This window comes from Actinomyces radicidentis (genome assembly GCF_001553565.1).
Taxonomy (GTDB): Bacteria; Actinomycetota; Actinomycetes; order Actinomycetales; family Actinomycetaceae; genus Actinomyces; species Actinomyces radicidentis.
In genome coordinates, this window is the sequence record NZ_CP014228.1 from 21,303 (window position 1) to 35,859 (window position 14,557).

Genomic DNA, 14,557 nt, shown 5'->3' on the forward strand with positions numbered 1-14,557 from the left:
CGCCGGGCGCGCTGGACGACGGCGGGGCCGTCGGAGCCGGGCGCCGGGCGGGTCAGCGGCTTCGCAGGCTGCTCGCGGCGGCGGGGTCCAGGAGGACGAGGACGTCGTCGTGCCGCTGGAGGACGCTGGCCGGCAGGTCCGGGGTCAGGGGGCCGTCGACCATGGCGGCGACGGCGTCGGCCTTGCCCTCGCCGGTGGCGATGAGGACGAGGCGGCGGGCCTCCAGGATGGTGGCGAGGCCCTGGGTGAGGCAGCGGGTGGGGACGGCGTCGAGGTCGCCGTCGAAGAAGCGGGCGTTGTCCCGGCGGGTGGACTCGGCGAGGACGCCGACGTGGGTGCGCGAGTCGAGCGGGCCCCCGGGCTCGTTGAAGCCGATGTGGCCGTCGGAGCCGATGCCGAGGATCTGGAGGTCGCAGTAGCCGGCGGCGGCCATGGCGTCCTCGTAGCGGCGGCACGCCTCCTCGAGCGCGGCGTCGTCGGCGCCGGCGGGGGCCTCGGGACCGTGGAGGCTCGCCGCCGGCAGGTCCGTGACGGCGCGCAGGTGGCGCTCCATGAAGGCGTGGTAGCGCTCGGGGTGCCCGTCGGGCAGTCCGACGTACTCGTCGAGCATGAAGGCGATGGAGCGCGCGAGGCTGAGGCGGTCCTCGGAGCAGCGGCGGGAGAGCTCGGCGTACAGGGGCAGGGGGCTGGATCCGGTGGCCGTGCCGAGGACGGCGTCGGGGCGCTCGGCGAGGAGGGCCTCGACGGCGTCGGCGGCGCGCCGGGCGATGGTCTCGGGGGTGTCGAGGACGACGATCTCCATGGTGGGCCTCCTGGTGGCGGGTCCCGCTCGAGCGGGTCGCACCGAACTTAGGCGGCCCACCACCTCTCGTGCAATTTTCTGCGCCCAGTGAGTGGTATACGAGCAGATTACATCATCATGATCAATCAGAGCGCTTCTGTGCGACATTCACCCACCTTCCGTCACATCCGCCTACGGGGCGTCCTCATGACCGGGCCAGGTGCGGATCGTGGCGAGCACGCGCACGCCCCGGGCGTCGAGGAGGCGCCCGCCCTGCACGACGCCGAGGGCGCCCAGGGCGGCACCCCAGACGAGGCCGCCGACCAGCAGCGCCCACCCCCAGGACCAGGACCCGGCGAGGGCGATGACGATGAGGCCGGCGAGCGCCGGACCCGCGGCCACCACGACGGCGAGGAGGCCGATCATCTGGAGGAAGGCCGCGACGAAGACGCCGCCGGAGCTGCGCGAGCGCAGCGGGCTCTCGCCGGGCGGGTTCGTCTCGTAGGGCATGAGGACGCTCATGACGCTGGACCACGCGGTGCCCGCCCCGAGCAGCGCCGCGATGAGGCCGAGCACGGCCGGCAGGGCGTACCACGAGCCCGACCACGCCGCACCCACCAGTCCGACGACGAGGACGAGAGGGACCTGCCAGACGAGCGCGGCGGCGACGCGTCCGAGGCGGTCGTCGCGGCCCCGCAGGCCCGCCAACACGTGGGTCCACAGAGCCGTGGAGTCCATCCCGAGGTCATCGTGGAGGACCCACCCCGCGACGAGGGCGATGAGGGGCACCGCGACGAGCACGACCCCGCCCACCCCTCCAGGCCCGCCGCCCAGGCCGACGGACACGGAGGCGTCCGCGTCCGTCACCTCGCTCGAGGCGTAGCCGGTCGCCGTGGAGACCGCGATGACGAGGGCGACGGCGACGAGGCTGAGCGCCTGGGTGAGGTAGCGGGGATCGGTGCGCCAGTAGCGCAGGCAGCGGGCGGCGACGGCGGCCGCGGGCGAGGGCAGGAGGCGCGAGAGGCGCCGGTGCCACGGCAGCACCGCGCGCTCCACCGCGCTCCCCCGGCCCGCCGCTGCGTCGTCGGCGGAGGGGGCCGCGTAGGCCCGGGCGCCACCGGTCGCCCGGGCCGGCCCCGTCATGACCCGGGCGACGACGCGCTCCCACACGGGCAGCAGCACGGCCGGCAGGGCGAGAGCGCCGAGGGCGAGGAGCGCGGCGGCCACGGGCCGTCCGAGGGCGAGGTAGCCGGGCGCGGCGAGCGCCCACCCGAAGGGAGTGAGGCCGGCGACGCGGCCCGCGGCGGCGAGGCGGGCGCCGTCGAGCCCTCCCGAGCCGGCCGCGGTCGACACGAGGCTCGGGAGCGCGGCGCAGGCGAGGACGAGGACGGCGCCGATGACGGCGACGCCGTCGCGTCCCCGCCTCGAGCCGGACAGGCCCGCCCCGATGACGAGGACGCGGCTGAGCAGGACGCAGGTCGCCAGGGCCGCAGGCGCCATGAGCACCGCGAGGAGCGCCGGCCCCGGCTGTCCGGCGAGGCCCCACGTGAGGAGGGGCAGGAGCATCCCGAGCCCGGTGAGGATCCCGGGCAGGCCCGCGCCGGCTCCGACGGCCAGCGCCCGGGCGAGGCGGCGCGAGGGCGCCGTCCAGGCGGCCATGGCGCGCGGGTCCAGGGTGGAGTCGAGACCGGTGAGGAGCAGCGGCAGGAGCGTCCAGCCGAGCACGGTGAGGGCGCCGGTCGCGGCGAGCACGGGGGCGATGACCTCGAGCGACGCTCGTCCGCCGAGCGTCGCGGCGCCGGAGACGAGGCCCGCGAGGAACGCGGCGCCGTAAAGACCGCCGAGGACGGCGGCGATGATCATCCACGGGCTGCGGGTGACGGCGTTGACGGTGAGGCGCCACCTCAGTCGGACGAGGGTCGCAACCACGACAGGTCCTCCCTCGTCGTCGGGGCGCCCACGAGCTGGGCGAAGCGGTCCTCCAGGTCGCCGCCGTCGGCCACCTGCGCCGTCGTGCCGGCGGCCACGACGATCCCGCGGTCGATGATGGCGACGTGGCTGCAGAAGCGCTGCACGGTGGCCATGACGTGGCTCGAGATGATGACGGTGCCGCCGGCGGCGGCGAAGTCGTGCAGGATGCCCTGGATCGTCTGGGCGGAGACGGGGTCGACGGCCTCGAAGGGCTCGTCGAGGACGAGGACGCTCGGCGAGTGGACGAGGGCGCAGGCGAGGTGGACCTTCTTGCGCATGCCGGCGGAGTAGTCGGCGACGAGGGTCGTGCCGGCGTCCCACAGTCCCAGGACGTGGAGGAGCTGGGTGGCGCGCGGGATGACGGTCTCGCGGCCGAGGCCGCGCAGGAGCCCGGAGTAGGTGACGAGGTCGAGCCCGCTGAGGCGGTCGAAGGTGCGCAGGCCGTCGGGCAGGACGCCGAGGAGGGCCTTGGCCCGGCCCGGGTCGCGCCACACGTCGACGCCGTGGACGAGGGCCGTGCCGGCGTCGGGGACGAGGAGGCCGGTCGCCATGGACAGGGTCGTCGTCTTCCCGGCGCCGTTGGGTCCGACGACGCCGTAGACGGCGCCGGTGGGGACGGCGAGGCTGAGGTTGTCGACGGCGACCTTCTGACCGAAGGCCTTGCACAGGTGGGTGAGGAGGAGGGCCGGGGCACCGGCCGGTCCGGTGGGCGCGCCGGGGCCGGTGGTTCCCGGGGCGACGGCGTCAGGGCGGGGAGGGATCTCGCTCATGCCGCGACACTATGAGCCGGATCACGGCGCCGCCTCCTCCCCGGGGACGAGTGCGGGACGCCCGCGGGTCGGGCCGCGGACGGAGTCCCGAGCGCCGGCAGACGCGCGCCTCAGGCCCGGGCGCTCGGAGCCGCCCCGGCGCCGGCTCCGCCGTCGGCATCGTCGTCCTCCTCGCCCTCGGCGGCCTCCCAGACCTCCCAGGCGGCGTGGAGGCCGAGCAGGATCATGAGGGCGCCGGCGACGCCGTCGGGCAGGACGGAGCCGGTGACGGCGGTGAGCGCGCCGACGACGATGACGAGGACGTTGATGAGGACGTCGTTGCGGGCGGCGTACCAGGCGGCCTGGGTGAGGGAGCCGCCGTGGGAGCGCACGCGCACGAGCGCGAGGGCGCAGCCGAGGTTGACGAGGGCGGCGCCGGCGGCGGTGAGCGTGAGGGCGCCCGCGGCCGGGGCGACGGGGTCGCCGAGCTTGCCGAGGAGCTCCCAGCCCGCGACGGCGGCGGGGACGAGGACGATGACCGCGAGGGCGCGCCCGGTGGCGCGTCGGCGCTGCGCGCTCCAGCCCAGGGCGAGGGCCACGAGGAGGTTGATCGCGGCGTCCTCGCCGAAGTCGGCGGCGTCGGCGAGGAGGGAGACGGAGCCGATGCGCAGGCCGACGGCGGCCTCGAGGAGGCCGTAGAGGAGGTTGGCGGCGGCGACGGCGAGGACGACGCGGCGCAGGGAGGCGACGGGACGCCCCGGGGCGGGGACGGAGGGGGTGGTCACGGGCCCGATGCTGCCGCGCGGTGGGCGGGGAACGGCACGAGGCGCGCCGTCCCGGGTGGGACGGCGCGCCTCGTGGCGGTTGAGGAATGAGCTCCTCAGCCCCGGCTCACTTGGAGGAGACAGCCTTCTTGAGGGCGGAGCCGACGGTCAGCTTGACGCCGTAGCCGGCCGGGATCTGGATCTCCTCGCCCGTGCGGGGGTTGCGACCGGTGCGAGCGGCGCGCTCGACGCGCTCAACGCCCATGAGGCCCGTGATCTTGACGGCCTCGCCCTTGGCGACGGACTCCACGAGGACGTCCTGGAAGGCGCCGAGGAAGGCGTCGGCGTCGGTCTTGGTGAGGCCGGCCTTCTCGGCGATGGCGGCGATGAGCTCGGTGCGGTTGACGGACATGAATCTGCCTCTCGATCGTGGGTCGGCACCTCTGGCTCGGTGCCGCTGGCGGCAACGCTATGCGTAAGCGGGCCGTTTTGTCAGATATGACGGCGATTTCTCCGGCGTGGCGCGTCGTCTTCACCCGGGCCGGCGCCCCGTGAGTCACACCTGTCACACGCGCACCGGAGTGCGTGCGGGCGCGGCGTGCCGCGCCGGGTGGCGGTGCTCGGTACCCGCGGGGCACGGCCGAAGGCACTCGCCGCGGGGCCGTCTCACGCTCCGCGAACGGCGTCGACGAACCAGGACGTGATCGTCGTGGGGTGGGTGATCGCTGTGCCGACGACGACGGCGAAGGCACCGTGCTCGATGGCGAGCGCCGCCTGGGCGGGCGTGTGGACGCGCCCCTCGACGACGAGCGGGACCTGGGCGATCGCGGCCACCTGGTCGATGAGCTCGACGTCGGGGCCGTCGGTCTTGGGGCGCTCCCCGGTGTAGCCCGCGAGGGTGGTGCCCAGCACGTCGGCGCCGGCGTCCTGAGCAGTGCGGGCGTCCTCGAGGCTGCCGCAGTCGGCCATGACGAGGATCCCGGGGCGGGCCTCCTTGAGGCCGGCGACCGTCTGGGCGAAGGTGAGGCCGTCCGGGCGCGGGCGGCGCGTGGCGTCGATGGCGACGATCTCGACGCCCGTGGCGGCCACGGCGATCGCGTGCGTGAGGGTCGGGGTGATGAAGACGCCGTCGTGGCCGTCCTTCCACAGGCCGATGACGGGCACGTCCACGTGCTGGGTGATGAGTGCCAGGTCTGCCAGCCCCTGGGCGCGGACGCCGACGGCGCCGCCGGCCACGCAGGCCTGGGCGACCTCGTCCATGGTGCGCGGGTCGCGCATGGGCTCACCGGGGTAGGCCTGGGCGGAGGCGATGAGGCCGCCGCGCAGGCGCTCGAGGACGGGGCTGATCTGGGTCATGGGCTTTTCCTCCCTGTGGTGGAGCGGTCGGTGGGTCGTGGGTGGTCGGGCCTCAGCCGCGCAGTCTCAGCCACGCCTCGTGGGCGGCGCCAACGATGGGGGCGCTCGTGCCGAGGACGGCGGGGCGCAGCTCCGTGCCCGCGACGAGGTCGATGAGCTCGGCGGCCACGGTGGCGCGCAGCGGCCCCCACCACAGCCCGCCGGATCGGGCGAGCCCGCCGGAGATGATGACGACCTCCGGGTCGAGGACGGTGACGACCTGGGCGATGGCGCGCCCGAGCGCCACAGCGGCCTCCTCGTAGACGCGGGCGGCGACGGGGTCGCCGGCCTCGGCGAGCCGCTCGACGGCCAGGGCCGTGGTGACGTCCTGCCTCGCGGTGGCCTCGCGGTAGCGACGGGCGATCTGGGGCCCGCCGGCGACGGCCTCGAGATGGCGGGGCCGTCCGCAGGTGCAGGGCTCGCCCTCGGCCAGTGAGCAGGGCATGTGCCCCATCTCGCCAGCGAGGTGGTGGGCGCCGTGGTGGACCTGTCCGTCGATGACGACGGCGCCGCCCACTCCGGTGCCGACGGCGACGACGAGGGCGCTCGACGCGCCGCGGCCGGCACCGAGCCAGGCCTCCCCGGCGGCGTAGGCGTTGACGTCGTTGTCGACGTGGACGAGCGGTGCCCGCCCGACCGGCGAGGTCAGACCGGCGCGCTCGAGGCGGCCGGACACTCCCCCGGCGATGTCGGTACCGGGCCAGTCGGTGATGGCGTCCGTAGAGGACAGGACCGCACCGGTGCGCTCGTCGATGACGCCGGCGGACCCGATGCCGACGGCGAGCGGGTGCACGGGACGGCCCGCGCCGTCGGCCGTCGAGCCGGCCCGAGCGACGTCGGCGACGAGGCCGGCGATGGCGTCGAGCATCGCCTCGGGGCCGTCGTGGGCGGGTGTCGGCGTCTCGCGGACCTCGCCGACGAGCTCGCCGGCGGGAGTCACGAGGCTCGCCGCGATCTTCGTGCCGCCGAGGTCGACGCCGACGAGCAGGCCGGGGGCGTCCCCGGCCTGCTCGTCGGCGCGCGCCGCCCCGGCGGGGGCGGGCTGCGTCGTCGTCATCTCAGCGCGTCGTCTCAGATGAGTCCGCGCTCGCGGGCGATGGCGAGGACGCCCTCCTTGACCTCGCCCTCGAGGGCGCGCAGCGGGAAGGGCATCTCGTTGGAGGCGATGGTGCCCTGGGCCTCCATGACGGTCTTGAAGGAGCCGATGCCGCCGGCGTCGCCGGAGCGGCCCACGGGCACGAAGACGATCTCGAAGCCGGCGCAGATGCCGTCCTGGATGCGGCGGGCCTCGGCCCAGTCGCCGCGCTGGGCGGCCTCCCAGAGGTCGGCGTAGGGGCGCGGCTCGACGTTGCCGTAGCCGGGCACGCAGCCGTCGGCGCCGAGCAGCAGCATGCCGTCGACGACGCACTCGTGGCCGGTGAGCACGGCGAGGGGGTGGCCCGCCTTCTCGTTGGCCGCGACGAGGCGGCGGAAGGAGACGTCGTCGCCGGAGGAGTCCTTGACGCCGGCGAGGACGCCCTCGGTGCCGAGGCGCACGAGCATGGCGGTGTCGAGCTTCTTGCCGTTGAGGCGGACCGGGACGTCGTAGGCGAACAGGGGCAGGTCGACCGCCTCGTGGATGGCGCGGAAGTGGTCCTCGATCTCCGCCATGTCGTTGAGGGCGTAGAAGGGGCAGGAGGCCACGATGGCGTCGGCGCCGAGGGCCCGGGCGCGCTTGGCCTGCTCGATGACGCGCGCGGCGGTGGTGTCGATGGCACCGGCGAGGACCGGGACGCGGCCCGCGACCTTGGCGACGGTGCGCTCGATGATGGCGTCGCGCTGGGCGTCGGTGAGGTAGGCGGTCTGGCCGGAGGAGCCCATGAGGAACAGGCCGTTGACGCCGCCCTCGATGAGGAGCTCGATGAGGCGGTCGAGGGAGTCGTAGTCGACCTCGCCGTTCTTGAAGGGCGTGACGACCGGGGGGATGACGCCGGTGAATCGAGTGTCCATGGAGTGTGGTCCTTCGCTGTTTCTTTCGTGGTGCGGTGATGGGGCGGGGCGTCAGACCTCGAGCAGGGAGGGCACGGCGCTCAGGAGGGTGCGCGTGTACTCCTGCTGGGGGTGCGCGAAGATCTCGGCGGTCGTGTTCGTCTCGAGGATCTCGCCGAGGTACATGACGGCGATGCGGTCGGAGACGTAGCGGACCGTGTTGATGTCGTGGCTGATGAAGACCAGGCCGAGGCCGAGGGTCGCCTTGAGGTCCTGGAGGAGGTTGAGGACCTGGGCGCGCACGGAGACGTCGAGCGCGCTCGTGGGCTCGTCGGCGACGATGATGTCCGGGTCGAGGGCCAGGGCGCGCGCGATGGCCACGCGCTGACGCTGCCCTCCGGAGATCTGTCGGGGCAGGACGTCCAGCGTCGAGGCCGGCAGGCCGACCAGGTGGAGGAGGTCCCTCACCCGCGCCTCTCGCTCGCGCGGCGAGCCGATCCCGTGGACGTTGAGCGGGTCGATGAGGGTGTCGTGCACGATCATGCGCGGGTTGAGCGCCGTGGCGGGGTCCTGGAAGACCACGGAGACGGAGCGCCCGAGCTCTCGCCGGTCCGCGGCGGAGCCGCACAGCGGCCGTCCCTTGAAGAGGACCTCGCCGCTCGTGAGCGCCTGGAGGCCGACCATGACGCGCGCGGTGGTCGACTTCCCGCAGCCGGACTCGCCGACGAGGCCGAGGGTCTCGCCGCGGCGGACCGACAGGCTCACGTCGTTGACGGCGTGGACCGTGTCCGGGCGGAAGAGCTTGCCCGTGCGCGACTTGTGGATGACGTGTGCGTGGCGGAGCTCGACGACGGGATCGGTCGCCGCGTTCCAGCCCTCGTTCCTGCTGGCGTTCATGAGTGGGACTCCTCCCCCAGGATCGCCTCGAGCTCGGGCGTGATGGCGTAGTAGTGCTCCGTCGAGCCGGCGACGGGCTTGAGGACGGGCCGGGTCTCGAGCCCGACGGTCGGGTGGTCCGAGCGGGGGGCGAAGCGGTCGCCCTTGACGAACTCCGAGGGGCTCGGCACGGTGCCGCGCACCTGGTGGAGCCTGTTGGACCCGGACTCGATGGACAGGACCGCGCCGAGGAGGCCGCGGGTGTACTCGTGGACGGGGTTCGACAGCAGCTCGGTGGTGCCCGCCTGCTCGACGACCTGCCCCGCGTACATGACGGTGATCCGGTGCGCGACCTTGGCGACGAGGGCGAGGTCGTGGCTGACGAAGACCATCGCGAAGCCGAGCTTCTCGCGCAGGTCGTTGAGCAGGTCGATGACCTGCTTCTGGACCGTGACGTCGAGGGCCGTCGTCGGCTCGTCGGCGATGACGAGGCTCGGGTCCCGGGTGAGGGCCATGGCGATGAGGACGCGCTGGCGCTGGCCGCCGGAGAGCTCGTGGGGGTAGCTCTTGAGGGTGCGGACCGGGTCGAGGCCGACGAGCTCGAGGAGCTCCTCGGCGCTGCGGGTGCCGCCGCGCCGGGTCAGCTGCTTCATCTGCGCGCTGATGAGCATGGAGGGGTTGAGGGACGACAGCGCGTCCTGGTAGATCATGCTCATCTCGTGGCCGCGCAGGGCGTTGCGCTCCGCGGGCGAGAGCTCGAGGAGGTTGCGCCCCTTGAAGAGGATCTCCCCGGTGATGCGGGCGGTGTCGGGCAGGAGCCCCATGACGGCCATCGAGGTGATCGACTTGCCGCAGCCGGACTCGCCGACGAGGCCCATGGTCTCGCCGGGGCGCACGGAGAAGGAGACGTTGTCGACGATGTTGACGTCGCCGTGCTGGGCCGGGAAGGCGATCGACAGGTTCTTGACCTCGAGGACGGGCTCGGCCTCCGGCGTCGGGTAGACGAGCCGGTCGCGGCGGGCGAGCTCGGCGCTCCGCAGCGAGGCGAGGCGCTCCGAGAGCGGGACCTGCTCGGTGGCGGCGGCGACGACGGCCGGGCCGCCGGGGCGGTCGGCGACGGAGGTCTCGTTGACGGCGCCAGGCGCCTCGGCTCCGGCGTCGGGCGCGAGCTCGTGGTCGGCGGGGACGACGCCCTTGGCGGCGAGGGACTCCTCGGCCTCCTTCCACGCCCGGTCGGTGTCCGCGGCGGCCATGACGGCCTCGTCGGCCTCGACGTCGACGTGCCTGCGGATCCGCGGCGATGCCATGGCGTCGGTGAGGCCCTCCGAGAGGATGTTGAGGCACAGGGTCGTGATGAGGATCATGAGGCCCGGGAAGAACGTGGGCCACCAGTGACCGGACAGGAGCAGCGCCTTGCCCTCGGAGAGCATGTTGCCCCAGGTCGGGGTGTTGACGCTCTTGATGCCCGCGCCGATGAAGGACAGCGAGGCCTCGAAGACGATCGCGTCGGCGACGAGGACGGTCGCGTAGACCATGATCGGCGCGATGCAGTTGCGCATCACGTGCTTGATGAGGATCCACGGCACGCGCGCCCCCATGACGCGGGAGGCGGCGACGTAGTCCTCGCCGAACTGGCTCATGATGTTGGCGCGCACGACGCGGGTGAGCTGGGGCGTGTAGACGATGGCGGTCGCCAGGATGATGACGGGGACCATCGGCATGCGGGTGGACAGCGCGAGGACGAGCACCGCGGCGAGGGCGATGCCGGGGAAGGACATGACGACGTCGAGGACGCGCATGACGACCTCGCCGACCCACTTGCGGCTCGTCGCCGCGATGGAGCCGAGGACAGCGGCGGCCAGGAGCGCGACGACCGTGGCGCTGAGGCCGACGACGAGGGAGACGCGCGCGCCGTAGACGGCGCGGGAGAAGATATCGCGGCCGGCGTCGTCGGTGCCGAAGAGGTGGCCGGTGCTGGGGGCGACGGCCGAGTCGGTGACGTTGACCTGGATGCCGTTGACGTTGGTGACGGTGGTGGTCGAGGCCAGTCCGGTGGCGCGCGGGCTGTAGGGCGCGACGAGCGGCGCGAGGATCGCCATGAGCGCGATGAGCACGAGGACGACGACCGCGATCTTGGAGCCCGTGGGCATGGCGCGCCAGCCCTGGAAGCGCAGGCCGGGCTTCGAGGCCTTCGCGAGGTTCTGCTTGCGGCGGGACATCAGACGCTCCTGATTCGCGGGTTGACGAGGACGTAGAGCATGTCGACGACGATGTTGATGACGATGAAGGCCAGGGCGACGGTGATGGAGACGCCCTGGACGATGTTGACGTCGTTGCGGGTGATGCCCTGGAAGATGAGCTGGCCCATGCCCTGGATGTTGAAGATCATCTCGATGACGACGGCGCCGCCCATGGCGTAGCCCAGGCGCAGGCCGAGGACGGTGAGCGGGGTGATGAGGGCGTTGCGCAGGACGTTGCGTCCGACGACGACGCGCTTGGGGATGCCGGCGCCGATCGCGGTGCGGACGTAGTCGCGGTCGAGCTCCTCGACCATCGCGGTGCGCACGACGCGCGTGAGCGTGCCGGCGTTCGGCACGGCGATCGCGAGGGCGGGGAGGGCGATCTGGCGCAGGTAGGCGCCGGGGTCGTCGCCGAGGTGGACCCACTGGGTGACGACGGCGGGGAAGGTCCCCGTGCCGCCCGGGATGTCGCCGAAGGCCTGGATGAGGAGGAGAGCGAGCCAGAAGGAGGGCGTGGCCAGGAAGATGATCGACAGGACGCGGATGGCCTGGTCGGGCCACCGGTCGCGGTAGAGGGCGGCCACGACGCCGAGCACGGTCGCCAGGATGACGGCGACGAAGATGCCGATGAACGTGAGCTGGAGGGTGATGGGGAACGCGCTGGCCACCAGGTCGGAGATCCTGACGCCCGTGAAGGTGGTGCCGAGGTCGCCGTGGAGCAGACCGACGAGGTAGCTCCAGAAGCGGGCGAGGAGGGGGTCGTCGAGGTGGTGCGCCGCGCGGTACTGCTCGAGGGCCTGCGCCGAGGCGGACTCCCCCAGCGCGAGGCGCGCAGGATCCGCGGACGAGAAGGACATGACGATGAATACGAGCAGCGTCACGCCCAGCACCATGACGGGCAGCGCGAGAAGGCGCCGGCCTATCAGGCGGAGAAGGTTGGACACCGGGATGCTCCTTTGCTTCAGTGTCTGGCCCACCCGTGGTGCGGGCCGGTGCAGGTGGCGGTCGTCGAACCGCACCCGTATTGTCGGACGTCTGACGTCAGATAGCAAGTGGCGCGATCGGCCGTCCCACCGATGATCCGTCCCCCACCGGGACGAGCGCGGCGCCGGGTGCAGCGATCCCCTCGTCGCACCCGGCGCCGCGCGTCGCGCTCCTCCGGCTCAGGCCTGCGTCGACCCGGCCTCGAGGAAGGCGAGGCCAGTCAGCGCGATCGGCTGGAAGTTCGTGAGCGTCTCCAGCGAGTAGGCCGTCGGGGTCTTGCGGTGGAAGATCGGGTAGAGCGGGACTTCCTCGGAGAGGGTGTCGAAGAGCTCGTGCCACTTCGTGAGCTGCTCGTCGCCCGTGAGCTCGGCGGCCTTGGACAGGCCGGTCTGGAAGGTCGTGTACGAGTCGGTCCCCTTCCAGTGCATGCGCTGGTCGGTCCAGGTGTCGGCCGCGTACCACCAGCTCATGAGGAGGTCCGCGTCGTTGCCGAAGACGGAGGGGTCGCCGGGGGCGATGAGGACGTCCCACTGCTTGCCGTCCGTGTCGGCGTCGATGAGCGAGTACGCGTCCGCGGACTTCTTCTCGTCGTACGTGACCGTCAGACCGATCGCCTCGAGGTTCTCGCGGATGATCGGGCGGACGGCGGAGAACCAGCCGTGGTCCGTGGCGAGGAGCTTGACCGAGGTGAGACCCGCCTCCTTGGCGAGGGACTTGGCCTTGTCAGCGTCGTAGGCGTAGACCGTCTTGGCCTTCTTGTAGGCCGGGTGCTCCTTCTGGACGAAGCAGGTGGCCGCGGTGGCGAGACCGGACATGCCGGTGTTGCAGATCTTGTCGTAGTCGATCGCGTACATGATCGCCTGGCGCGCCTTGACGTCCGACAGCGACTTCTCGTTGAACATCGCGAAGAGGAGGCCGAAGCTCTGCTCCGCCGCGACCGTGAGCGGGGAGGTCATGGAGGCGAGGTCGGACGCCGGGACGGCGTCGATCGCCTGGACCGTGCCCGAGGTGATGGAGTTCGTGCGGGTCGTGTCGTCCGGGAGGATCTGCCAGGTCATGGACTTGGCCTTGGCGGGGTACGGCCCATTGTAGGAGTCGTTGCGCTCGAAGACGATCTGCTGCGAGCCGGCGCCCGAGTCGGTCATCTTGTACGGCCCGGAGCCCGTGGGCATCTGGTCGAAGGCGGTCTGGTCCTTCTCCACGATCGACTTGGGGACGATCTTGACCACCGAGAGCCGCTCGGCGACGAGGGTGAAGGGGTACTTCAGCGCGAAGGTGACGGTCGTGTCGTCCTTCTTGGTGACCGAGTCGAGGAAGGGGAGGAACGAGGCGTAGGTGGACTCGTTCGCCGCGTCCAGCACGCGCGTGAAGGAGAAGACGACGTCGTCGATGGTGACGGCGCTCCCGTCGGAGAACTTCGCGCCGTCGCGCAGCGTGGCCTCATAGGTCTTGTCGTCCACCTTCGTGGGCAGGTCGGAGGCGAGCGCCGCGTAGACCTCGCGCGTGACGGGGTGGAGCTCGGTGAGGCCCTCCATCGTGTGCCAGTTCGCGGCGACCGTGAGCGCCGCGGACGTTGTCAACGGGTCGTAGCCGTTGGTGCCGAGCTCGTACGAGATGCCGGCCTTGATGACGCCGTCGGCGTTGGGCGTGGCGGTGTTGATCGGCGCCGCGGCCGTCGAGCCGCCGCTGGCGCCGGCCGAGGCGCCGGAGGAGCTCGAGCCGGAGTCGGAGCCGCCGCAGGCGGCCACCGTCGCCGCGATGCCTGCCGCGAGGCCGAGGGTGGAGCTGATGCGGATGAAGTCGCGGCGCGTCGCGCCAGAGGATGAGATCGCCATTGAAAGTCTCCTGAAGTCGGACGTCTTATGTCTGACGTTGGTAGGATGACCGTAGCAGCAAGGACGACGTCCCGCCAGCAATTCGGTGACGATCTCCCTATCCTGCACATGCACGCTCGAAGGCACGGCTAGCCCGTCCGTGCCCCATCCGACCGAAAGCGCGATGACAATGACCGTCATGAGCGAGTCCAGTTCCCACCCCCGGCCCCGCCCGCGCGCGGGCGCGACACAGTCCTCCACCGCCATCGAGGCGATCAAGCACTACATCCTCAAGGAGCGCCTCCAGCCGGGCGACCCGCTCCCCACGGAGTCGCAGCTGTGCGAGGCCCTCGGGGTGTCCCGGTCCAGCGTCCGCGAGGCCGTCCGTACGCTCGTCGCCCTGGACATCGTCACCGTCCGCCACGGGCACGGCATGTTCGTGGGCGACGTCTCCATGCGCCCCATGGTCGAGTCGCTCGTCTTCCGCGGGCTCCTCAAGCCCGGCGACGACTACCGCGGCCTGCGCGACGTCGTCCAGGTGCGCATGACGCTCGACGAGGCCCTCGCCCCCGAGGTCGCCGCCGCCTGGCGCGGCCGCACCTCGGCTGAGCTCGACGACCTCGTCCGCCGGATGGAGTCCCTCGCCGCGGCGGGCCGGACCTTCTCCGCCGAGGACCGCGAGTTCCACTCCCGCCTCCTCGAACCGCTCGAGAACAAGCTCTTCGGGCACCTCACCGAGGCCTTCTGGGCGATCCACACGCAGACCGTGCCCCTGCTCGGAGCACCGACGGCCGAGGACATCGCGACCACCGCGCACGCCCACGGAGCCATGCTCGCCGCGGCGGAGGCCGGCGACGTCGAGGCGTACCGGGTCGCCACGCGCGAGCACTACGCGCCGCTCCTCACGGTGCTCGAGCGGGTCTGAGCGCCGGGGCGACCGGGATTCGTGGCGCCCCGCTCGACGAGCGCACAATGCTCTGGTCCCCTCCATCCGTCCCAGGACCCCAGGAGCACC

The 14,557-nt window shown here is 72.5% G+C and carries 13 protein-coding genes; 1 reads left to right on the forward strand and 12 read right to left on the reverse strand.

The window, feature by feature from the left end; genetic code table 11:
• Positions 1 to 52: 52 nt before the first annotated feature.
• From AXF14_RS00120 to AXF14_RS00175, 12 genes are all read right to left on the reverse strand, one after another.
• Entirely contained in the window at positions 53 to 802 is a 750-nt protein-coding gene (locus tag AXF14_RS00120) for a glucosamine-6-phosphate deaminase (RefSeq protein WP_067938882.1), read from the reverse strand.
• 171 nt (positions 803 to 973) lie between these two features.
• Positions 974 to 2,710, reverse strand: coding sequence for a transporter (locus AXF14_RS00125; protein ID WP_067938884.1), 1,737 nt, complete (start codon positions 2,708 to 2,710; stop codon positions 974 to 976).
• Entirely contained in the window at positions 2,686 to 3,522 is an 837-nt protein-coding gene (locus tag AXF14_RS00130) for an ABC transporter ATP-binding protein (protein ID WP_067938886.1), read from the reverse strand. The genes AXF14_RS00125 and AXF14_RS00130 overlap by 25 nt, the downstream gene beginning before the upstream one ends.
• Before the next feature lie 110 nt (positions 3,523 to 3,632).
• Positions 3,633 to 4,286: a cation efflux transmembrane domain-containing protein gene (locus AXF14_RS00135; protein WP_067938888.1), complete on the reverse strand. Its 654-nt coding sequence runs from the start codon at positions 4,284 to 4,286 to the stop codon at positions 3,633 to 3,635.
• A gap of 106 nt (positions 4,287 to 4,392) precedes the next feature.
• Entirely contained in the window at positions 4,393 to 4,677 is a 285-nt protein-coding gene (locus AXF14_RS00140; protein ID WP_067938890.1) for an HU family DNA-binding protein, read from the reverse strand.
• A gap of 254 nt (positions 4,678 to 4,931) precedes the next feature.
• Positions 4,932 to 5,621 carry an N-acetylmannosamine-6-phosphate 2-epimerase gene (locus AXF14_RS00145; RefSeq protein ID WP_067938893.1) on the reverse strand — a complete coding sequence of 230 codons (690 nt, stop codon included), beginning with the start codon at positions 5,619 to 5,621 and terminating at the stop codon, positions 4,932 to 4,934.
• A gap of 52 nt (positions 5,622 to 5,673) precedes the next feature.
• Positions 5,674 to 6,717: an ROK family protein gene (locus AXF14_RS00150; protein ID WP_067938897.1), complete on the reverse strand. Its 1,044-nt coding sequence runs from the start codon at positions 6,715 to 6,717 to the stop codon at positions 5,674 to 5,676.
• A gap of 14 nt (positions 6,718 to 6,731) precedes the next feature.
• Positions 6,732 to 7,649: a dihydrodipicolinate synthase family protein gene (locus AXF14_RS00155; protein WP_067938900.1), complete on the reverse strand. Its 918-nt coding sequence runs from the start codon at positions 7,647 to 7,649 to the stop codon at positions 6,732 to 6,734.
• A gap of 51 nt (positions 7,650 to 7,700) precedes the next feature.
• Entirely contained in the window at positions 7,701 to 8,525 is an 825-nt protein-coding gene (locus tag AXF14_RS00160) for an ATP-binding cassette domain-containing protein (RefSeq protein WP_067938903.1), read from the reverse strand.
• A complete protein-coding gene (locus tag AXF14_RS00165; protein WP_067938907.1) occupies positions 8,522 to 10,723 on the reverse strand; it encodes an ATP-binding cassette domain-containing protein in 2,202 nt (733 codons plus the stop codon). The genes AXF14_RS00160 and AXF14_RS00165 overlap by 4 nt, the downstream gene beginning before the upstream one ends.
• The gene (locus AXF14_RS00170) at positions 10,723 to 11,688 is read right to left on the reverse strand and encodes an ABC transporter permease (RefSeq protein WP_067938910.1); all 966 of its coding nucleotides are present in this window, start codon (positions 11,686 to 11,688) and stop codon (positions 10,723 to 10,725) included. Before AXF14_RS00170 ends, AXF14_RS00165 begins: the two co-directional genes overlap by 1 nt.
• Before the next feature lie 219 nt (positions 11,689 to 11,907).
• Complete coding sequence (locus AXF14_RS00175) at positions 11,908 to 13,563, reverse strand: ABC transporter substrate-binding protein (protein WP_067938912.1); 1,656 nt, start codon at positions 13,561 to 13,563, stop codon at positions 11,908 to 11,910.
• Between the two features lie 178 nt (positions 13,564 to 13,741).
• On the opposite strand from AXF14_RS00175, the gene AXF14_RS00180 reads away from it, so the two are divergent.
• Positions 13,742 to 14,467, forward strand: coding sequence for a FadR/GntR family transcriptional regulator (locus tag AXF14_RS00180; protein ID WP_067943796.1), 726 nt, complete (start codon positions 13,742 to 13,744; stop codon positions 14,465 to 14,467).
• Positions 14,468 to 14,557: the final 90 nt, after the last annotated feature.